Below are 20607 nucleotides of genomic sequence, written 5' to 3' on the forward strand. Positions count from 1 at the left end.
TTCCCTGGACTCCAGGTGCAGTTTTCAGGGTTCATTCTTCTCTTTTAAGTAGGTAGGTATGGCAACTGTGAAGGCTGTCCAACCGGCATCACTTTCAACCTGAATGCTGCCGCCTAACTGTTCGACAAGTTTGTAAACCAAAGCTAGCCCTAAGCCGGTGCCGCCTTGTTGCCAAGGATCGGCGTTGGGAACTCGGTAGAACTTTTCAAAGATTCGGGGCAGTTCAGCTTGAGGAATTTCCGCTTGATTGACGATGGTGAATAGGCAAACAGGGGGGGCGGATGAAGTATTCGGTGCCAGAGATTCTTTCCCTCCCTCTGAGTAACGGACGCTTAGCGCTATCTTGCCACCGGCACTTGTGTATTTGCAGGCATTGTTGAGCAGTTCTGTTACAATCCGCCCTAAACTGATGGCATCTGAAATAAAGGGGGGGAGTTCAGGCGGATAATCAACTTCTAAAATTTGCTGCCGGTGGGAGATTCTGCAATTAAAAGGTGCGAGAATAGTCGGCAACCACTGCGGTAGGTCCACAGCAGTTGTGTGTAACCCGTAGGCGTCTGCTTCTAGCCTTTGCAAATCCAGTAAATCTTCGATCAGCTCATTTTCTCGGTCGCACTCGGTTCGCAAAATCTTTAAATAGCGCTCGCGCCGGTCTGGATCTTCAGCCGCTTGCAGCAGGTGAATCGCCATTTTCATGTTAGCGATGGGCGAGCGCAATTCATGAGAAACGGTACTTAAAAAGTCATCTTTGAGCCGATTAAGTTTGGCGAGTTCTTCCACTTGTGCGCGGGAGGATTGATAAAGTCGGGCTTGGCGAATGGCGATGGCGCACTGATTGGCGACTTGTTGCACTAAGAGAATTTCTCTCGTGCCCAGAACTGTGCCAATTCGGTTAAATACTGCTAAGTGACCGATTACTCCTTGGTCATCGGATGAGATGGGGCACAGCAGTTTTACCGGCAAATCTTTGCACAGTTCGGGTACGCGAATATCCCCTTGTTCAGAAGATTGATAGTATTCTCCGCGCAGCAGCCGGCTAAAGGCATTAGGGGCGTCTGCCATCTTAATCGTACAGCCCAAAGCCGATCCGAACTGAGGCGCGGTAGCTTCATAGCAAATGGTTGCTTGTGTACGTTCAAGGTTGTAAACAGCGGCGCAGCAGTAATCTGTTTTCAGGACGCTGTGAAGTGCGACGACAGCGGTTTGCAAAATCTGAGCTTCATCGAAGCTATCGCGAATTTCATTGGTGATTCGCTGAGTGTCGGCAGCCAAATCGAGTGCTTTTTTCAGATGGCTGGTGCGTTTTTGAACTTGATGTTCTAGCTCTTTGCTGACGACAATGCTAGCTTTAAAATAAGTGGGCGATTCGTAATCGCTTGTTATTGAGTTGCTGTTACAAATGCTGAGTAAAGCTACAGGACTTTTCTTGTGGAGATTGAAGTTTAAAAAAGAATTCTGGTCTTTAGATTCGGGCGCGAAGTCCAGCAAGTTGCTGTGTTTGTCTAGCTGAAACATTAAATCTGGTAACGCTTGCGGCAAGGCTGTATTTTTTGTTTCCCTCTGCAATCGGGCTTCTTGTGCTTGCTTTTGATCTTCACACAACATGAGTACGATCAAGTTTCCGTCATTTCCTGGCACAGCGCGAGCCACTTGTCTCACCCACAAGAGGCTGCCGTCTTTTCGCACTTTACGAACTTCTCGGCGCGATACGGCTGCCGGCTGCTGCAAACAAGCGAGCAGGTGCTGCTGCACTGCGGGTTTGTCGTCTTCGTAAACAACTTTCAGGATAGATTGTCCGACTAATTCTTCTGGAGTGTAGGCTAATTGTTCGGCTCCAAAAGCGTTGACTGAAAGCACGTTTCCGTCGGCATCTAAAGTGAAATAGATGGAGGGGTTTTCCTCATACAAGGCTCGGTATCGCTCTTCACTTTTTCGCATTGCTTCTTCAGCTCGGTTACGCTCAGTGGCATCGGCGTAAATTCCGACAAAGCCAATCAAGTTGTCGGCGCTATCTGGCAGCACTGCCTCGCTCACGTCTGCGAGAAATTGGCTACTATCTTTACGCTGGACAACCAATTCTCCCTGCGCTGAATCTGTGCTTTTAACTGCGCTGAGGGTTGCTTCGGCTTGGTGGTGGTTCACTTGCGCTGCGAGCGCGTCGTTAATACTTTTGCCCATAACTTCTTCAGCCTGCCATTAATAAAGCGTTTGAGCGTAACAATTCCAATAAATTACTTTGCCGTTTTGCTCTGTACCGATGATTGCATTACAAACTTGGTCTAACAGGGATGCTAGGAATAGAATTTGCTGTTGCGCCTGCCGGTGGTTAGCTTCTAAAGCATTTAAAATTTGTTGCAGCCCGTCAAAGGCGGCTTCGTCTCTGCAATATTCATGAAGGCGCTGAGCGCGTTCAAGTTTCATACGTCACACTTCAGGAGTCTAGTTCATTTAAACTTTTACGAGGGTAAATTGTTCAGTATTTGATTTTGATATAGTTAAGCTTTAATCACTGTTTGTTTATAATTATAAGGGAAAAAACCTAAGAAATTATAAAATTTTGTGGGTGGTTTGTTTGGCTAAGTTAAAATTTATAATCTAAAATCGACAAAATGGAATCGGACGATTCTCTGCTAAATGTTGAAGCGGTAAGTTTTTGGGAGCAGCGCTATCAGGAAGGAACCGCTGCCTGGAATTTGGCACAACCGGCTCCTCCTTTTGTTAGCTTTTTAAACTCTCCTCAAGTTTCACCCCCTGGTCGCATGGCAGTTTTGGGCTGCGGTTACGGTTATGAAGCATTGCTGTTTGCTTCTAAGGGTTTTGAAGTTGTTGGTTTTGACTTTGCTCCTTCTGCCATTGCAGCAGCAAACCATTTAGCTGAAGCTGCCGGCATTTCTACTCAATTTTTGCAGCGAGATATCTTTGACTTGGCAAATGAGTTTGCCAGTTATTTTAATTATGTGGTAGAGCATACTTGCTTCTGTGCCATTTTGCCGGGAAGACGGCCTGCTTATGTTGAGCTGGTGCGAGACTTATTGCGCCCGGATGGGGAATTGATCGGCCTGTTTTTTACCCATTCTCGGGCCGGCGGGCCTCCTTTTGGGGTGACACCGGCACAGATTGAGGAGTATTTTGCTGCTGATTTCGAGCTGCTTTCTTTGGTGCCGGTGACGAATTCGGTAGCGTCACGTCAAGGAGAGGAGCATTTTGGGCGCTTTCGCCGAAAGTAGAGGCGCTGGTGAGCAAACAGCCAAGATTAACAGACTGAATTGTTGAGCCTGGTGTCGCCGGCTAGAATACTTTATTTTTAAATGCTATATTTTCAAATCTTGTAAATAATCTGTAATTTATTCACAGAAGTCATTTGGGGCTTTTCATTTTTCTGTGAATTTTGCAAAACATACGCAAATCACCAGAATGCCATAACCGGGCGTCTATAATTAAAGATAAGAAGATTGTAAAGTTTTGTGAATTAAGACAAGTATGAATCCCCTTACTTTAAAGCAAATTTCCGAGCACCTAGACAGCGAAAACTCTCGTGATCGCATGATTGCGCTGGCTTCGCTGCGGAAATTCCCAGCCGATGATGCGGTGCCCTTAATTAAAAAAGTCCTTGACGATCAAAGCTTGCAAGTGCGCTCAATGGCAGTGTTTGCGTTGGGAGTCAAACAAACAGACGAGTGCTATCCGATTTTGGTGCGGTTGCTAGAAACCGATCCAGATTACGGCATTCGCGCTGATGCTGCCGGCGCTTTGGGATATCTAGAAGATCGGCGAGCGTTTGAGCCGCTGGTGCGGGCGTTTTATGAGGATACCGATTGGCTGGTGCGCTTTAGTGCGGCGGTGGCGCTAGGAAATTTGAAAGATCCTCGCGCTCATGATGTGCTGATGAAAGCGCTCGATAGTGAGGAAGTGGTGGTGCAACAAGGGGCGATCGCAGCGCTGGGTGAAATTAAATCGATAGCCTCTGTTGATCGCATTCTCCGCTTCGCTCAGTCAGAAGATTGGCTGATCCGGCAGCGTTTGGCAGAGGCGCTGGGGCATTTGCCGAGTGAGAAGAGTGTTTCGGCGCTGAAGTATTTAGCAAAGGATGCTCATTGGCAAGTGGCTGAGGCGGCGAGTATTTCTTTACAGCGTTTGGATGAGGCGGGAATTTAGGCGCGGCAAATTTAAGGATTCGTATTGGCAAGTTTTCTGGCACGCAAACTAAGCTTGTTGATGCTGAGCTTGTATGAGTTTTGCCGGCATGACAGCAAAACTTTTTGAGGTAGTAATGGATACCACTGTAAGGTTGTGTTCGCCTCCTGCCGGCAGAATAGAAATTCTCTGACTTCGTGCAAACTTGTTATCCTCCTCTCGGTTGATGTATTTAGGGGTTTAATTTGTTGCAATAGATGAGAAGTCACAATGTTCGGAGACTCTTCAATAATGCGTAAGTTAAATATCGGTCTTACTGACGAGCAACGCGATGGTGTCATCGATTTACTCAATCATGACCTTGCAGATGCTTATCTTTTGCTGATCAAAACCAAGAAGTATCACTGGGATGTTGTCGGCCCTCAGTTCCGCTCACTCCATCAATTGTGGGAAGAACACTATCAAGCATTAACCATTAACATTGATGAGCTTGCAGAACGGATTAGAACTTTGGGCGGTTATCCGATCGGAACCGCTGAAGGATTCCTGAAATATGCCTCGATTAAAGAACACATTGGCGATCTGCCTTTAGCAACACAAATGGTTGCTCGCTTGGTGGATGATCACGAGCAAATTATCCGTAACCTGCGCGATCATGTCGATCAGTCAGGTGACAAATACCACGATCAAGGAACGGCAGACTTTTTAACCGGCTTGATGGAACAGCACGAACAAATGGCTTGGATGCTGCGTTCGTTTATCGAAGGGGAATCCCTTGTATCGGATGGGCAAAAGCCTCAAGCTTCGCCACAAACCGCCGCTCACGTCTAGAAAATTTGTCAGAAGTTGAGACATTTTTTTTCTTGACAGTTTCAGTCGGCTTAATATGCCGCTACAGTTTTAATCCTTGACTCATGCCACACTGACGCCGCTGAGAGAAAAATGTTTGAGCTAGGCGTGGGTGTTGGCTTGAGTTCAAGGAATTTTAATAAAAACTGTTTTATTGTTTTGTCGGCTGCCATCTTAAAGCTGGGTTCAATCGTTTTATATTAACTGACAGCGTATATTAACAAAAATAAGTGGTTTGTCAAGTAACAAATCATGAGAATTAATAAGATATAAAAATAATACAAAAATTATATGTTTAAAATTGAAAACTTAAAAGAAATATTTAGAGTAATTTTAGCAGTAGCTTTAATCGTACTTGGCGTGCTTCACTTTACGGTTTCCGAGCCATTTGTGAGGATTATGCCACCTCAGCTACCCTATCCTCTGGAATTAGTTTATCTTAGTGGATTCTTTGAAATTTTGGGAGCAGTTGGTTTATTAATTCCGCCAGTTTCTCGGGCGGCGGCTTGGGGAATCATTGCGTTGTTTATCGCAGTTTTTCCAGCGAATATTAATATGGCTGTTAATCACATTCATATTGATGGTATTCCAGATTCGCCTTGGTTTCAAGTAGTTAGGCTACCGTTACAAGCAGTTTTGATTGCTTGGGCGTGGTGGTATACAAAACCGAGTGATCCGGATAAGCAAGCAAGCATTATTCCAAAAAATTTAATTTCTAAGTTGCCCACGAGTTGAGGGTTGGGATGCTAAAGACGCGATGCCGGTTTTGCATCGTTAACCATATGAGAGTGCTTGCAAAAGTAGATAGTTTATAGAGTCGGTCAATTTGAGTTTAAGGCTGTTATTCTCAACGGGTTGTCACTCAGCCGGTTGAGAATCACGTGAAGAACGTTGAGATGCCCTTGGCACGGCTAGAGCTTACTCCGCCAAATCTATTGGCCTTAAGCCACTCACTTCGATTTCTAGGTGTGGGCTTGACAGACGCATGAGCTTGGGATAGATTATGACTACTTAGTCATATGACTGAGCGGTCACATTAGCCTTGAGCTGGTTTATGCCCTCCCAGACGTTCTTTAATTTGCCTGTTCCGAGACAGCGGATCATTATCGGCTCAGCGATCACCGAGTTTGCTAACCACAGCTATGAAGCGGCGTCGATATCAAGCATTGTCAGTCAGGCAAAAATCGCTAAAGGGAGCTTTTATCAATACTTTGAGGACAAGCAAGACTTGTATCTCTACCTCGTTGATTTAGCGATTGAAGCAAGGAATTCGTTCATTGCTGGAGTTAACTTGCCTAGTATTCAAGCCGGCTTTTTTATATACTTGCGGGCTTTATTTGAGGCCGTTCTAGCGTTTCAACTGGCAAATCCAGCCTTTACTCAAATCCTTTATCGGGGGCCAAATCACGGCGATGTGCCCTTTCCGGATGAAGTCTTCAAACGCACTAATGCGGCATCAATAGCATTTATGCGACAGTGTGTAGAAGAGGGCATTGCCCAAGGTCAACTAGCGGCTGATGTCAACCCTGATATTGCAGCATTTACGATTGTTACGCTGGGTAACGAACTCAGGCACTTTATCCCTGCTCACTTGGGGCTTAATGTAAAGCAGTTAGTTAAAGAGGGGCCTGAGCTTGATCTGGGTGCAATTGGCAAAATTTTAGATAACTTTGTACGCACCCTAGAGTACGGTATTGGAGGCCGGCATTGATGCTTAATACCCTGCCCATTGCCATCAAAATCATCCATCTTGTTGCGTTGAACTTTGTCTTTGTAATCGCAATCAGTCGCGCCAAGACAATCGCTTAGTTGCATTGATTAGCAACAAGTTAGAGCAACCAATTATTATGCGATTACAAATATAGCAATCCTAAATTGGTTGCAAGATTTTTATTGGGCAAGATGCTCGCACTATAAGCTTTTCAGGGTGATGATTATTAACCAATCACAGAGGATTGCTATGGCAACCCAAAGAACAATGTTAAATCCAATTAGAGCCGGCTAATAAAAGATGATCAAGTTAAAAAAGTTGCAGGTAATCAACAAAGCCTTGTCATTAGAAATTATCTACGCACAATCTAGAGAAAATTATGCTTAAACAATTTGAAGACCTCACCCGAACCGTTCGCAATCTACACACTGTCACGGATTTGCTCAAATCGATGGGTGAAAAAACAGAGAATGTTTTTGACATCGAAGATAACTTTCGAGGCAGCGATCAGATGAAGGTGTGCGTCGAACGAGTTAAAGCTATCCCCGAAGCCCGTGCCATGATAGAAAGCCGGTATCTCGGCCCTGAAATCGACCTCGAAGCTTTATCAAATTTACCGCATGGCACGCTTGGTCATACCTATGCCACTGTAATGAAAGCCTTGGGCTTCGACCCCAACTTTTACCGTCGTCGTGATGTTGAAAACGATGCAGACTGGGTGACTATGCGCTTACGGAAAACCCACGATATTGTACACCTGATAACAGGCTTTGGGCCTACCGGCGGCGAGTTGGGAGTGTTAGCCATTCATGCAGTTCAAATTGGCTATCCGATGGGTGTGTTGCTTCAGGTTGCTAGTATGGGTTTAGCGCTTAAGCGCCAACCGGAGAAGCTTGACTATGTAACGCAGCAGTCGGCAAGAGGCATGGGGATGGCAATACAAATTAAACCGCTGATTGCTCAGCGTTGGGAAGCCGGTTGGGACAAACCTGTGCGGCAATGGCGCGAGGAATTAAATATTACTGATCCTGTAATTAATGAACCCTACAGTCTGAAGAACCGGCTGCCTGGTCTTGATTTGGACTGGTAAAGCTATGCAGTTAAATTGAAAAGAGTAGCCTTGCTCATCAGTTGATGGATGTTTGTGGATGAAAAGATCAACTTTTTCATCCACAAACATCTTTCGCATTGGTAACGGTAAAAGTTTAGCCAAAAAAAGAGAGGTAAACAATAAGAATCAAGCTTATTCTCTCTAGTAAACACTACTTATTATTCACATCGTCAGTGTTGAAAAAACGATTTCTTAAACCTATATAAAAAATTAAAAAATTGTCAATTGCTTGTAGTTCAGCCTTTATTCAGTAATCAACAAATTTATTTTTGCTTGGCGTACTTTCACCAGGAAATGACTTAAAACAGCGTTACTTAGAAAAAGTCGATTCTGTATATTCAGGCAGTATCTCTGAAAGTTCTTCAAGTTTGGGGTCAACGACCTGAAGATGTTGCTCTAAAATTGCAAGATTGCGAATGTTGGATTTATAGTAAGCATCGAACAAATCACCCACCAATGGAACTGTCCCCACAACAGCTTCTAGGCCGACATTAAAGATCATCTTTGCCAAGAATTCGCGGGGAATATTAAACCGGGCGGCTAAATAAATGATGTAAGCTGAAAACGCTGTACTTACTAAATCACCGGCACCCGGAACTAAACCCAGAATTGGGTCTATGCCAATGCGAAAACGCGTGCCTGGGATACCGATGGCCGTATCCATGAGCCGGCTGAGTTTGCGGATGCGGTTAAGAGTCGCTAAACGTTGTGCAGTGTTCATAATTAATCATAGTGCCATAAGCAATCAGGACTGGTCTTATACCCTAAGACTGAAAGCAGAGTGGAACTTCAACTCAAAACTGCCACCTTTTCCTGACCATTTGATAGATAAAACATGAGGAGTCCGAAAAAACCAAGCGTTTTTAAATGGAGCCGGCAAAGCTTGCGCCAAGCGTTATCAGTCTTTCAGTACAGCGGAAAGGCATTAGGCTTAGTCTGGACTACCAACCGCACGCTGACGGTAATATTTGCCGTTCTTACGTTAATCGCCGGCATCCTGCCAGCCGCCGTAGCTTATGCCGGCAAATTAATTGTTGATAGCGTTGTCAGCGCTTCTGGGAGTGGACTGGCAGCCGATCGCTGGACGGCTATCAGCTACGTGGGATTAGAAGCGCTTGTGGTGATGCTATTCGCCGGCACACAACGCGGTTTAAGCGTTTGTCAGTCCTTGTTGCGGGTGCTGCTGGGTCAAAAAGTCAATGTATTAATCTTAGAAAAAGCGCTGACTCTGGATCTGGTTCACTTCGAGGATTCAGAATTTTATGACAAAATGACACAGGCGCGGCATGAAGCATCCAGCCGGCCTTTAAGTTTAGTCAGTCGCACGTTTAAGCTGGTGCAAGACGCCCTTTCTCTGATTACTTACGGCGGCTTATTATTACAGTTTTCAGGATGGGCGGTTGTTGTACTGGTAATCACAGCCATTCCTCCCTTCTTTGCCGAAACACGCTTTGCCGGTGAAGCTTTCCGTTTATTCAGGTGGCGTTCCCCAGAAACCCGACAACAACATTACCTGGAAACCCTGATCGCCCGTGAAGACTTCGCAAAAGAAGTTCAACTTTATCAATTAGGGCCGATATTACTCGGACGTTATCGTAACATTTTCCAGCGGCTCTATGGCGAAGACCGTGACCTCACCCTACGGCGTGGTTTTTGGGGATATTTATTAGGTTTACTGAGTACAACTGCCTTTTATCTCGCCTATGCCTGGATCGTTTTAGAAACCATTGTCGGTCGTATTTCTCTGGGAGATATGACCATGTATTTAATGGTATTTCGCCAAGGACAAACTACCTTTGCTGGCACACTCAGCGCCATTGGTGGAATGTACGAAGATAACCTTTATCTTGCCAATCTTTACGACTTTCTTAAACAAGATATTTTTAAACAGCAAGGGAGAGTCACTCAAGGTTTAATTGCGAATGATGGCATTCGCTTTGAGAATGTCTCCTTTACTTATCCCGGAAGCCAACAGCCAGCCCTTAAAAATATCTCATTCCACCTTAAACCAGGTGAGAAACTTGCAATTGTCGGTAAAAATGGCTCTGGAAAGACAACCTTAATCAAACTTCTGACACGGTTATATACCCCTTCTGCCGGTCGCATTCTACTGGATGGGTTAGACTTGCAAGAATGGGATGTGGGTATTCTGCGCCGGCGCATTGGCGTAATTTTTCAAGACTTTGTTCGCTACCAGTTTACTGTGGGTGAAAATGTTGGCGTGGGCGATGTGGAACGCTTAGAAGATGAAGCCGGCTGGGAAATTGCCGCAGAAAAAGGGATGGCACGCCCTTTTATTGAAACCATGCCAGAAAGCTTTAAAACTCAATTAGGTCGGTGGTTCAAATCAGGTGTTGAACTTTCTGGGGGTCAATGGCAAAAAATTGCTCTGTCACGGGCATTCATGCGAACCAAAGCTGATATTTTAGTGCTGGATGAACCCACAGCCGCGATGGATGCAGAAGCCGAATTTGAAATTTTTGAGCGTTTTCGCACCCTGACTCAAAAACAAATGGTTTTCCTAATTTCTCATCGCTTTTCCACCGTGAGAATGGCAGACAAAATCGCAGTCATTGAAGCCGGCGAACTGATAGAAGAAGGAACCCACGAAGAATTACTGCAAGCAAATGGACGCTACGCCCAACTTTTTACAATTCAAGCAGCAGGATACCAATAACCTGTAAAATCTTTAGTACCCTAATCCAGGCTAAAAATAGCCTTACATTGAGTCGATTATGCCGGCTAAACAACGACTCGACACCCTATTAGTAGAACTCAACCTCTGTGAATCGCGGCAGTTGGCCCAAAGGCTGATCCGTGCCGGTGAGGTGATGGTGAATCAGCAGGTGATTGATAAACCAGGTACGGAAGTCGATCCAGCGGCACAAATTAAAGTAAAAGCCCGTTCGCCCTACGTTTCTAGAGGCGGCGAAAAACTGGCAAAAGCCCTAGAAGTCTTTGCGATTCCCGTACAAGGGCGAATTTGTCTGGATGGCGGCATTTCCACCGGCGGCTTTACTGACTGCCTTCTGCAAGCCGGTGCTGAGTGTGTTTACGGTATTGATGTCGGTTATGGGCAGGTTGATTGGCGTCTGCGAAATGATCCGCGCGTATTGTTGAGAGAACGCACGAATCTACGAAACTTGACAAAAATTGATTTATATAACGTGGAATCGCCGCAGCCAGATTTAGGTGTGGTGGATGTGTCGTTTATTTCCCTGAGCAAAATTATGCCGGCACTGTGGGATCTCCTGCAATCACCCAGAGAGGCGGTGTTGCTGGTGAAACCGCAGTTTGAAGTGGGAAGATCACGGGTGGGAAAAAAGGGTGTGGTGCGCGATCCGGCGGATCATGCGGATGCGATCGCCCAAGTCTTGCAAGCTGCCGGTGTTTTGGGATGGCAGTATCGCGGTTTAACCTGGTCGCCAATTGTCGGGCCGGCAGGTAATATTGAGTATCTGTTGTGGTTGGCAATGGAAAGTTTGCTGCCGGTGCCTGATTTAAAGGAAATTACCAAAATTACTGAAACGGCGGTGAGGGAATTGAAACCGAAGCCGGCTTAAAGGTGTGAGGAGTGCCGATAGAAATAACACCGAAAATCGCTCACAAAAATTTAAGACTTCATCGATAATTCCTGCCGCAAACGATCAATCACTGTGTTTGGTTCCACCTGATTTAAGATGTCTTGAATAATCGTATCGGAACCCATTGGACCCCAAGTGCAACCTTGTTCGAGATAAACTTGCGCTGCATGACCGACGGTGTAGGCTCCATAACCGGCTAAACTGGCTTGAGCAACCGCAGCGCCGGCATAAGCAGTAATCCCACTCCCATCACCCGCTGCACCGGCAGCCGCACCGGCACTTTTGCTAATTCCCAGAACTAAGCTACTGGCCATTTCACTGAGCAACAAACCGCCGGCACTCAACAAAATTGTTTTCCAAAGTTTACCCGCTTCGTAGCCGGTCATCGGCAACCCGTACAGCCGCGCCAATGAGCGAATTAGGGCCAAATCTGCCACAACTCCCCCCAGCAAGTCTAAAAAGGCAAAAGGGTTGACGCCAACGGCCAACGCTTTATATTTAGCAAATTCCCAAATCAAGTCTTCCGCTGCTTTTTGGCGAGAATCTAGTGTTTTACTTGCAATATTTGCTTGGGCGTCTCTCGCTTGAATCAAAGCATTCAGCGCCAACAGTGAACGTCCTTCTCGATTCAGAATATTGAGAATTTTCTGCTGGAGTTCATCTACTTGCGGTGGCGGGGTTTCCCATTCGTTCGTGATCCGACCATCGGGCCACTCAATTCGCACCGGCAGCGGCATCGGTTCTGCCGCCACCATCACAATATCATCGGGAGATAGGGCATTGGGCATGGGGGATGGGGCATTAGACGTTGAGGGCATTTCCCCCTCTCCCACTCGTCCCCTCTCCTTCTCGCCGGCAGCTAACTGTTGCAGTTGTTGGTAAATCGCTTGCCGGTCTTGTTCGGGATAAAGGTCGATTTTATTAAAGACTAAAATCAGGGGTTTGCGCGTCTTCCGCAACTCAGATAAGGCTTTATACTCAGTGCGGGTAATATCGCCGGCAACCACGAACAAAATTAAATCAGATTGGTGGGCAACATCCCTAGCCATTTGCGCCCTGACCTGGCCATCGACTTCATCCAATCCAGGGGTATCGATTAACTCGACCTGCACTTTACCTTCAGGATTGGGCATCCAGCGCACCGAACGCGGCCATTGAGTGACGCCGTTAATCGGGCCGGTTTGCAAAATTTTCTGGCCGATTAAGGCATTCAGAACCGCTGATTTGCCACGACTGACTAAACCAAAGGCAGCAATGCGAATCATGCTTTGGTCTAGCTTTGCGAGATTTCCCGACAATACATCAAGCTGTTTCTGCATGGCAGATTGCAGTTCTGTATCTTTGGCAAGTTGTGGCTGCCGGCGCACATGAGAATACCAGGACAGCGTTTGCCGCAGACTCGCACGGGCGCGGTTAAAATGAGTGTCTTGCTTAGATGCCTGACGCTCAGCAGTCGTAGGATTGGGTTGGGGCGATTGAGGATTACTCAAGGTTAGATGGGGAAAGACACCTGCATCTTCATTTTCGTCTAATTTAAACCCTGTTGGTTTGCCCTCTTTCTACTCTTATAATAAAAACTAGCTCTACGAAAGAATCGTCATTGTCTATCGAGAATAGTCAAGAGGGGAATTCCTCTGAAATCTCTAATCCCCTTGAGGAGGAAACAGCATCAGATGAAAAGAGTGGAGAGTTAACCCAACAACCAGCCTCAGAGTTAGCTCAATCAGAGGTTGAATTCGTTAATCCAAAAACTCTACTATCAAGACAGAAACCTAGCGAGATGACACCAAATAAAATTAAGATGCTTCAGAAGAAAATCCGCGCCACAGGATTTAACCCTGAATACCCTATTGAAGTTACTAATGTTGACGGTCGGTTAATTATTTTAGACGGGCATCATCGAGTTGCTGCTGCTATCAAATTAGCAATAGATGTACCAATCACAAGACAACAACTATCGCCGTTACAAGAACAGCAGCTTTTGGACGAAGTAGCCGAGGCACAACAAGACCTTATATTTTAACGCTGCAAAAAACAATATTATGAAATATTTAAGCAAACATATAGCTAAACTCTCGACTATAAGAATACCTACTCGGTTTTACAATCAGACGCTAACTTTTTATTTAGAAAAGCATAAAACTATTGAATTTCGTTTACGATTGGTCGAAACTAAACACACTAAGTCAGTTGAAATTATTTTACAATTTGTCGAAATTCAAAAAAAATTAATTTCTGCTTTCCAGCAAAAATTTTCTCATATAAATAAGTGGGAATATATGCTAGATATTCCACGAACTGGAAACTTCTATGCCTTGGGGGAAGAATGGAAGTTTCAGAGACATGGCAAAGGAATTTGCTTTACTGGACAGAAGTCCGGTAAAGTTGTGGACGCCCATACTGAAATCTCAGCATATCCAAAAGGATTTGATGCGTGGCGACTTGAGCAATACTTTAACTCAATTGAAGTTGAAAATATTGTTTATAAGTTAGATGTCTTTAATATTCTTGATGAAGATGGTACTGAGAAATTACTGGATACTTTACTCAAAGATAGTTTAATTACGTTGGCATTAGAACGACCAAAATTATATTTATTAAATAGCTAAGAAGCAAGCTACAGCTTTTATCTGTTCTAGCTATTACCTTATTTCTAGGATGAGTAGAGCAATTGCCCTGCTCATCCTATTTTTGCTATGCTCACTCGGCAGTTTGAGGAGTCAACCGGCTCGCCACTTGCTTGACAAAAGATTGCAAAAATGCAGCCTGCTGATTTTGCTGAAATACATTTTGCAATGTTTTCCCCAACTTGTCAAAATTCAAAGGTTTCTCATCAGAAACCGGCACAGCAACATCTTGCGCTTGAAAATATTCAATCAAACTCAATCCTGCAATTCGCGTCAGATAAGCAGCACTGACACCTTGAATTGCACCGCCGGCAACAAAGGTAATCGCATTACTTTTGAGGACGGTGCTAATTGTTTTTGTGGAAAGTTCAACTAACCCCAACTTCAGCATAAAACTCGCCATTGTCGTGGCAATTGCCTGGGCTTGCTGGAGGGAAAATTTTTGCTGGTAAATGCCACCAAGATCAACAACAAGCTGAGAGGCAATTGCGCCGGTTGCTAGCAAATCGAGGGCGGGAACAGGGTTAGCAAAGGCGGCAGCCGCAGCAATCCACTGATATTGCTCAATTGCCGGCATGGCGCGATCACGTCTTATGCGATTCAATGCCGTTTTTGCTTCTAATTTCAAAGCACCGGCTGCCCGCAGGGTACTTGCAAATACCAGCTTTTGGGCATCCTCTACCAGAATTTGGCTCAACCGGCTCGTGAGCGAATGAATCTCTGGTGCCGGCACCTCTTGCCACTCTTTCACTGAACCGTCTGGTTGATGCTGGCGAACTTTCACCGGCACAGGGGAAGCGGAAATCGCCATCACATCTCCACTATTTAGGATTTCTTTAATCCTGAATTGCTGCTGCTGCAAAACGGTTGCTCGTTCTTCCGGCAAATATTGGTCTTGCTTATTCCACAGCAAAATAGTTCGCACACCCGCTGATGCCAGTTGTTGCAGGGTTTGACATTCCGGTTCCGTTAAATCGCCGGTGATCACAAACAGCACCAAGTCTGAGGCAATTGCCAATTCTAGGGCATTTTTCTGGGCAGTGGTTCCGCTATCCGTCCCCGCAAACAATGCCGGTGTCTCTGTGAAGGTGATTGGCTGGAGTTGCGGCATGGCAGACTTTAACGCTTGGATCAGCGTTGTTTTACCGGCTGCCTTCCCACCTGTGACAGCAAGACGAATTTCCTGCCGGTCTAACTCAGCTTTTAGCTGGTTCCCTCGTTCCCCCAGTGTCTGGCACACCCCCTTGATCGCCGCCTGAGAATTGGCATCGAGGTTTTGTGTCTCTGCCTCCAGATGCCCAATCATGGCTTCTGCCTCTGCGAGGGCTTTTTCTACCGTTTGCCTGTCTAGAAGCGCCAGTGTGGGAGTCGGTTTGATTTTGGGCGTTCCTTGCTGAAGCCACCACGCCGCCGCGCCGGCTCCGATCACCCCCAAAACCGTCCACTCACCCACCTGCACCACTGAGTGATGGAGACTTTCTAACAACCACAGGGAAAATGAAAGACCAATGCCCCCAATTAAAATGGGTCGCCGCAAGTTGACAGCCATAGACAGAATTTAAGATTTTGTTTGGGATCGTGCCGGCAAAAGCTAAAACAAAGTCTAACCTTGCTTCAACTTCACGCGCTTCACTCGATCTCATTCTACCTTTAGGGGCACTGCCGCGTAGGGTTGCCCGGTGCCGGTGAAATCACAATCACTTTTTCACTGATTCACTCACAATGAACACCCAAAGAAAAATTTTTTACGGAAGGATACGTTAACTCGTCTAACCGAATCGTTCCATAAATTTTGCCGCAAGCACAGTATAGAAAAGGGTTAGAGCGCTGATTATCCCTGATTAACCGTTAGATAACGTCGGTCAAGCCATCTTGATCGAGATGTACGATCCGTTACGTGAGGCGACGCGAACATCCGCGCAAAGCGAATGCTCTCCGTGGCTTTCCCGACAGGTCTCTCTAAAAAATTGTTCATCAAACCATTGACTTTCCGCCAAGGTAGTGCGATTCAATAATAAGTGTTCTCAGGTAATCTTCTCTAAGGAGAATTCGATGAGGTTCAATCAGTCCTTCTGTACCTTCATGGCTGCTACCGCTTTAGCTGCGCCATTAGTTTCACTGAGTGTCAAAAGCACCCAAGCTCAAGATCAAAATCTCTCGTTTACGCTGATCAACCGAGCAAGCAGTCCTTTAACAGAGTTTTACACCTCTCCTACCGGCGTTAATAACTGGGAAAGAGATATTTTAGGGGTGGATGTACTCAACCGGGGAGAATCTGCACAAGTGAGCATTGCCGACGGTCGCCGCACCTGCATCTACGACATCAGAGGGACCTTCGCTGATGGTGAAACGGTGGAAGACTATCGCGTCAATCTTTGCGATCTACAGAGTTATGAGTTCTTCGACCGTTCGCCCAACCAACCGGTACGTGCTTTGTGGTAAACGTCCCATAAGGCTCATGATAGTTAGCGCTAGCGCTCAAACACACACAAGTCGCCCAAAGGCTTTCCGGTAATGATTGCCAGCTCTGGCCGGCTGGCAATTGCTGAAACGACTGCCGGGAAAGCTTTTGACACGCATCTACTTATTTTTATTAGCAAAATTCGCTGGAATTTCTATCGCGCTAAAAACTAAGCCCTGCAATCAGAAATGATTACAGGGCTTCTAAAGTTTATATTTGGTGGCGGGAAGTGGATTTGAACCACTGACCTTCGGGTTATGAGCCCGACGAGCTACCAGACTGCTCTATCCCGCGTCGCTTTGTCGCTTTTATTAATATAACTCGCAACCTAACAAATTGGCAACCCCTTAAGAAGAACTATTTTGAACACCTGCCGGCACAACTGCGATTTTGACTGTTGCGCTTTAGGGGTTGCCTTGTCAGCGTCATGAAAGAGTAGCACTTAACCCTCAGCCTTAAGGGCCGATTATCCGAGCCAGAAACTGACTGCTGCTGAAATGATGGCAGTGCGCCTACTAGGACAACCATCTCGCTGGACTGCCCCGGTTGGATTTGCCGGCCATTCAGCTTAGCGGCCCACCCCCGCCGGCTGCCGAAGCGTCTCGCCTGCCATAAAGCCGGCTAAAACTGGTTGCTGCGGTTCTTGGCGTTGTTTGATCGTTTGCAGTTGTAACAATAAGGTTTCAATTTCTGCTTGGAGGTGCAGGAACTTCACTTGCTGATCGGCTTGATAAGGAGACTTCATCGATTCTATGGGTTTATTTCTAAAGGGGGACGACACCGGAGCATCGCCGGCCACTGGGGACTGAGTACAAGTAGATGGACAATTTGACATCTGTAATTGGTTAGTTATTTTTGCCTACTCACACCATGACGTATTGTAACCTGAACTATAAATTAATTTGCATCCAATTTGTCAATTTTCTGCTTGTGTCAGTTTCGCAACTGACTGAGATTTTTTACCACGGTCTCACCAAAGGCGTAGGCTTTCTGGAGGATCGAGGTAAACTAAAGGTTAAAACTAAGTTTGTTTGCATCTGAACCCCTAAAAACCGTGACTCTGAGCCTGTCTGCTGCTGATTCTCATGCCTCTGGGGCAAACCTTCATACGGGCGACCAGCCGGTCGCTGCTAAAGGCTGGCCCGGTCTGATCAAAGCCTATCGGCCTTATCTGCCAGTGACAGATACCACGCCGATAGTGACCCTGCAAGAGGGCAACACCCCTCTTATCCCTGTTCCCTCGATTGCCAAGCTGATTGGTAAAGAGGTGAGAGTTTTTGTGAAATATGATGGTCTCAACCCCACCGGCAGCTTTAAAGACCGGGGAATGACAATGGCCATTTCCAAAGCCAAGGAAGCCGGGGCGCAGGCAGTGATTTGTGCCAGCACCGGCAACACCTCAGCCGCAGCAGCAGCTTATGCACGGCGGGGGGGAATGCGAGCCTTTGTTTTGATTCCCGAAGGTTATGTGGCGCTGGGTAAGTTGGCGCAGGCGTTGGTCTACGGGGCTGAAGTTCTGTCAATTAAGGGAAATTTTGACCAAGCGCTGGAAATTGTGCGGGATATGGCGTCTCACTATCCTGTGACGCTGGTAAATTCGGTCAATCCCTACCGGCTGGAAGGTCAGAAAACCGCTGCATTTGAGGTGGTAGACGTTCTCGGTGATGCCCCCGACTGGCTGTGCATTCCAGTGGGTAATGCGGGGAATATCACAGCATACTGGATGGGTTTTTGTCAGTACCATCAGGAAGGAAAATGCGGTCGCTTACCGCGAATGATGGGATTTCAAGCAGCCGGTGCAGCCCCTATCGTCACCGGCGCACCTGTGACCAATCCAGAAACTTTGGCCACAGCGATCCGAATCGGCAACCCGGCCAACTGGGAGCGGGCGCTCGCGACGGGAGAAGCTAGCCAAGGGCAATTTAATGCCGTCACAGACGAGGAAATTTTAGAGGCTTATCGCCTACTGGCTAGCCAGGAAGGTGTTTTTTGTGAACCGGCAAGTGCCGCATCCGTCGCCGGCTTACTGAAGGTGAAAGATCGCGTTCCTGCCGGCGCAACAGTGGTTTGCGTACTTACCGGCAACGGTCTTAAAGACCCAGATAGTGCCATCCATCACTGTAACAACGCGTTTAAGCAGGGGATTGATCCGAGTTTATCGGCGGTAGCATCAGTAATGGGTTTTTAGCCTCAGCCGCCGTCGCTGCCGGCGCTTCTGTGCCGGTGATGGCGGCGCGGGCGGCTTTAAGCCGGTCCATCGTATCCCCCAAAGCCGTTGTTAAACTTTCGCGGGTTTGAACATGGGCAGCCTGCTCGACTTTCAGCGCATCTGCCAAACGCGCAACTTCTTGAAGAACCAGATCCCGCTCCCTCAACAACTCCACGAGTTTGGCTTTTGCTTGATCATCTGCCAATTGTTCCATTTGTTGAGCGAGGGTATCCCCAGTGCCGGCTCCGCCCGGTTTGGTGTGGGGAAAACCCTCCTGAAGACGCTGGATTTTTGATTTAAGAGATTCAATCGTTTGTTGGGCTAGCTTCGTCTCAGTTCGACGCTGCTGCGCTTCTTTGTTGTAAAGTTCGCGCCAGTGTTCGGCACTCGTATGAGCGGCCTCTCGTTCGGCTTCACGCTCTGCCAATTGCTGTTGCAGAGCTTTAATTTCATCCAACCACTGCTTGACGTCGTGAGTCATATCAATTTTAGATTTTAGATTTTAAATTGTTCTTTGTCTGTTCTTTGTCTGAGTGGGCTTTGCGTCCTTATTCAAGGATGCCAATAATGAATGACGAAGGACAAATGAGTGATAAGTAGTAATAATCTTAAATCGAAAATGCTATCAACTCGCTTTTTCCGGTTCTTTCGTCACCTTAATTTGGCAACAGTGCGGGAGATTATCAAGCACGTGGGAGAACGGCGGTTAGCCGGCTTATCGGCGGAAATGGCCTATAACGCGATGTTAGCCATTTGTCCGGCGATTCTGGCGTTTTTAGCGGCAATAGGGCTGTTTGAATCCTTGCAATCAACGATTTACGAGCTGGCGCGTCAGGTCGCTAAGTTCGCCCCGGATGACGTTCGCATTCTGATTCGCAGCTTGATCCAAGAGCTTAGCATTACGAGAAATCAAAGGCTGTTTTCTTTAAGCTTTATTGCCTCGCTCTGGGCATTTTCGGGTGCCCTGAGCGCGGCGATGGCAGCGCTTGATCAAATTTATCAAATTCCTCCCTCTCAAACTCGACCGTTTTGGCTAGCTAAACTGGTTTCTCTGGCTCTCACCCTTGGGACGATTTTGCTCCTGATCAACGCCTCAGCATTGGTGTTTATTAGTGACCTAATCGTGCGATTGGTTGCCAGCCAAGGTGATAATACCGTGGAGTATGGATTACTGAGACTTTGGCGTCTGTTTATGTGGCCTGTGGCTTTAGGAATTGTTTCTGTTGCCTTTGGCTTTATCTATCGCTATGGACCAAGCCGGTGGCCTGTTGGAACGCCGGTTATGCCTGGTGCTGTTTTGGCGGCACTCTTCTGGGCAATTTTATCTGGTTTGTTTCGGCTGTATGTTTCCCATTTTGGGGACTATAACCGAACTTATGGGATTGTCGGTGCTGTGATTGTTTTGTTGCTGTGGCTGTACTTGAGTTCGCTGGTGATGCTGATTGGCGCTCAGTTAAATGTGACAGTTGGCGAGGCAATGCGCCGGCCTCAATAGGGGAAGGAAAATAGGGACTAACAACTGAGCACCGAGTACTGAACACTTAAAATTCAGTACCTTCCCCTGCGGCTTTGTAGCCGGCTGATGATGCCGGTGGCGATAGAAAGTAAGATTAATATCCAAAGGATCGATCCGGGAATGAATGTAAGAATTCCAAAGCCTCTCAGCAGCCATACAAGGACTGTCAACCCTAAGACAATGCCAAAAATGTATGGCAGAATTGCAGTTCCAGAATTGAAAGAGCGGCTCATGGTTACTTCTCCTAACACGATCAGGGTGAGTATTCACACCAACGATAACAAGCTGGAAGCGATTTCACAAAAGTCACCCACATTTTAAACTGTATAAACCTTGTTGGTTTATGTACGTCTTTATATAGATATTTGGCTAAATTTTGACGAACCCCGGTTAGCTTACAGCCAG

General features: G+C 46.6%; 22 protein-coding genes, 1 tRNA gene and 1 pseudogene. 13 read left to right on the forward strand and 11 right to left on the reverse strand.

Annotation, left to right across the window (positions count from 1 at the left end; all coding sequences use genetic code 11):
• Window positions 1-24: 24 nt before the first annotated feature.
• The 3 genes and pseudogenes from H6F56_RS03845 to H6F56_RS03850 all read right to left on the reverse strand — a co-directional run bounded on the left by H6F56_RS03845 (window position 25) and on the right by H6F56_RS03850 (window position 2421).
• A complete protein-coding gene (locus H6F56_RS03845; protein ID WP_305076113.1) occupies window positions 25-1938 on the reverse strand; it encodes a sensor histidine kinase in 1914 nt (637 codons plus the stop codon).
• 12 nt (window positions 1939-1950) lie between these two features.
• Window positions 1951-2184, reverse strand: a pseudogene (locus H6F56_RS27010) (hypothetical protein); the annotation flags it as partial.
• 12 nt (window positions 2185-2196) lie between these two features.
• Window positions 2197-2421, reverse strand: a complete 225-nt coding sequence (locus tag H6F56_RS03850) for a hypothetical protein (protein WP_190665535.1) — start codon at window positions 2419-2421, stop codon at window positions 2197-2199.
• A 188-nt stretch (window positions 2422-2609) separates the two neighbouring features.
• On the opposite strand from H6F56_RS03850, the gene H6F56_RS03855 reads away from it, so the two are divergent.
• Together H6F56_RS03855 and H6F56_RS03860 are read left to right on the forward strand one after the other, a co-directional pair.
• Window positions 2610-3227 (forward strand): methyltransferase domain-containing protein, encoded by a 618-nt coding sequence (locus H6F56_RS03855; protein ID WP_190665536.1) that lies wholly within the window; start codon window positions 2610-2612, stop codon window positions 3225-3227.
• A gap of 253 nt (window positions 3228-3480) precedes the next feature.
• Entirely contained in the window at window positions 3481-4155 is a 675-nt protein-coding gene (locus H6F56_RS03860) for a HEAT repeat domain-containing protein (RefSeq protein WP_190665537.1), read from the forward strand.
• Between the two features lie 11 nt (window positions 4156-4166).
• Here the strand turns inward: H6F56_RS03860 and H6F56_RS03865 are convergent, their stop codons facing one another.
• Window positions 4167-4403: a hypothetical protein gene (locus tag H6F56_RS03865; RefSeq protein ID WP_206753387.1), complete on the reverse strand. Its 237-nt coding sequence runs from the start codon at window positions 4401-4403 to the stop codon at window positions 4167-4169.
• Between the two features lie 22 nt (window positions 4404-4425).
• Between H6F56_RS03865 and H6F56_RS03870 the strand changes: the two genes are divergently transcribed.
• From H6F56_RS03870 to H6F56_RS03885, 4 genes are all read left to right on the forward strand, one after another.
• On the forward strand, window positions 4426-4965 hold the full coding sequence (locus tag H6F56_RS03870) for a Dps family protein (RefSeq protein WP_190665539.1): 540 nt from the start codon (window positions 4426-4428) through the stop codon (window positions 4963-4965).
• A 309-nt stretch (window positions 4966-5274) separates the two neighbouring features.
• The gene (locus H6F56_RS03875; protein WP_199312569.1) at window positions 5275-5718 is read left to right on the forward strand and encodes a DoxX family protein; all 444 of its coding nucleotides are present in this window, start codon (window positions 5275-5277) and stop codon (window positions 5716-5718) included.
• Between the two features lie 319 nt (window positions 5719-6037).
• Complete coding sequence (locus tag H6F56_RS03880; RefSeq protein WP_190665540.1) at window positions 6038-6694, forward strand: TetR/AcrR family transcriptional regulator; 657 nt, start codon at window positions 6038-6040, stop codon at window positions 6692-6694.
• 379 nt (window positions 6695-7073) lie between these two features.
• Complete coding sequence (locus tag H6F56_RS03885) at window positions 7074-7784, forward strand: Coq4 family protein (RefSeq protein ID WP_190665541.1); 711 nt, start codon at window positions 7074-7076, stop codon at window positions 7782-7784.
• Window positions 7785-8115: 331 nt separating this feature from the next.
• On the opposite strand, the gene H6F56_RS03890 is transcribed toward H6F56_RS03885, so the two are convergent.
• Window positions 8116-8526 (reverse strand): DUF4112 domain-containing protein, encoded by a 411-nt coding sequence (locus H6F56_RS03890; protein ID WP_190665542.1) that lies wholly within the window; start codon window positions 8524-8526, stop codon window positions 8116-8118.
• A 114-nt stretch (window positions 8527-8640) separates the two neighbouring features.
• Here H6F56_RS03890 and H6F56_RS03895 point away from each other — a divergent pair, with 114 nt between their 5' ends.
• Both H6F56_RS03895 and H6F56_RS03900 read left to right on the forward strand, forming a co-directional pair.
• A complete protein-coding gene (locus H6F56_RS03895) occupies window positions 8641-10482 on the forward strand; it encodes an ABC transporter ATP-binding protein (RefSeq protein WP_190665543.1) in 1842 nt (613 codons plus the stop codon).
• Window positions 10483-10540: 58 nt separating this feature from the next.
• Entirely contained in the window at window positions 10541-11368 is an 828-nt protein-coding gene (locus H6F56_RS03900; RefSeq protein ID WP_190665544.1) for a TlyA family RNA methyltransferase, read from the forward strand.
• A 50-nt stretch (window positions 11369-11418) separates the two neighbouring features.
• On the opposite strand, the gene H6F56_RS03905 is transcribed toward H6F56_RS03900, so the two are convergent.
• Window positions 11419-12879 (reverse strand): GTP-binding protein, encoded by a 1461-nt coding sequence (locus H6F56_RS03905; RefSeq protein WP_190665545.1) that lies wholly within the window; start codon window positions 12877-12879, stop codon window positions 11419-11421.
• Between the two features lie 110 nt (window positions 12880-12989).
• Here H6F56_RS03905 and H6F56_RS03910 point away from each other — a divergent pair, with 110 nt between their 5' ends.
• Window positions 12990-13412, forward strand: a complete 423-nt coding sequence (locus tag H6F56_RS03910; RefSeq protein WP_190665546.1) for a ParB N-terminal domain-containing protein — start codon at window positions 12990-12992, stop codon at window positions 13410-13412.
• A 19-nt stretch (window positions 13413-13431) separates the two neighbouring features.
• Entirely contained in the window at window positions 13432-13998 is a 567-nt protein-coding gene (locus H6F56_RS03915) for a DUF6896 domain-containing protein (RefSeq protein ID WP_242031856.1), read from the forward strand.
• 91 nt (window positions 13999-14089) lie between these two features.
• On the opposite strand, the gene H6F56_RS03920 is transcribed toward H6F56_RS03915, so the two are convergent.
• Entirely contained in the window at window positions 14090-15565 is a 1476-nt protein-coding gene (locus H6F56_RS03920; protein ID WP_190665547.1) for a DUF697 domain-containing protein, read from the reverse strand.
• Window positions 15566-16068: 503 nt separating this feature from the next.
• Between H6F56_RS03920 and H6F56_RS03925 the strand changes: the two genes are divergently transcribed.
• Window positions 16069-16458, forward strand: a complete 390-nt coding sequence (locus H6F56_RS03925; protein WP_199312570.1) for a hypothetical protein — start codon at window positions 16069-16071, stop codon at window positions 16456-16458.
• A gap of 236 nt (window positions 16459-16694) precedes the next feature.
• On the opposite strand, the gene H6F56_RS03930 is transcribed toward H6F56_RS03925, so the two are convergent.
• Both H6F56_RS03930 and H6F56_RS03935 read right to left on the reverse strand, forming a co-directional pair.
• Window positions 16695-16771: transfer RNA gene (locus H6F56_RS03930), tRNA-Met, on the reverse strand.
• A 274-nt stretch (window positions 16772-17045) separates the two neighbouring features.
• Window positions 17046-17312 (reverse strand): hypothetical protein, encoded by a 267-nt coding sequence (locus H6F56_RS03935; protein ID WP_190665850.1) that lies wholly within the window; start codon window positions 17310-17312, stop codon window positions 17046-17048.
• A 219-nt stretch (window positions 17313-17531) separates the two neighbouring features.
• Here H6F56_RS03935 and thrC point away from each other — a divergent pair, with 219 nt between their 5' ends.
• A complete protein-coding gene (thrC, locus tag H6F56_RS03940; protein WP_190665548.1) occupies window positions 17532-18665 on the forward strand; it encodes a threonine synthase in 1134 nt (377 codons plus the stop codon).
• Here the strand turns inward: thrC and H6F56_RS03945 are convergent.
• Complete coding sequence (locus H6F56_RS03945; protein WP_190665549.1) at window positions 18610-19167, reverse strand: hypothetical protein; 558 nt, start codon at window positions 19165-19167, stop codon at window positions 18610-18612. The genes thrC and H6F56_RS03945 overlap by 56 nt on opposite strands.
• 138 nt (window positions 19168-19305) lie before the next feature.
• Here H6F56_RS03945 and H6F56_RS03950 point away from each other — a divergent pair, with 138 nt between their 5' ends.
• Entirely contained in the window at window positions 19306-20181 is an 876-nt protein-coding gene (locus H6F56_RS03950; RefSeq protein WP_190665550.1) for a YihY/virulence factor BrkB family protein, read from the forward strand.
• A gap of 53 nt (window positions 20182-20234) precedes the next feature.
• Here the strand turns inward: H6F56_RS03950 and H6F56_RS03955 are convergent, their stop codons facing one another.
• Window positions 20235-20435, reverse strand: coding sequence for a hypothetical protein (locus H6F56_RS03955; RefSeq protein WP_190665551.1), 201 nt, complete (start codon window positions 20433-20435; stop codon window positions 20235-20237).
• Between the last annotated feature and the right edge of the window lie 172 nt (window positions 20436-20607).

The organism is Microcoleus sp. FACHB-672 (assembly GCF_014695725.1).
GTDB lineage: Bacteria > Cyanobacteriota > Cyanobacteriia > Cyanobacteriales > Oscillatoriaceae > FACHB-68.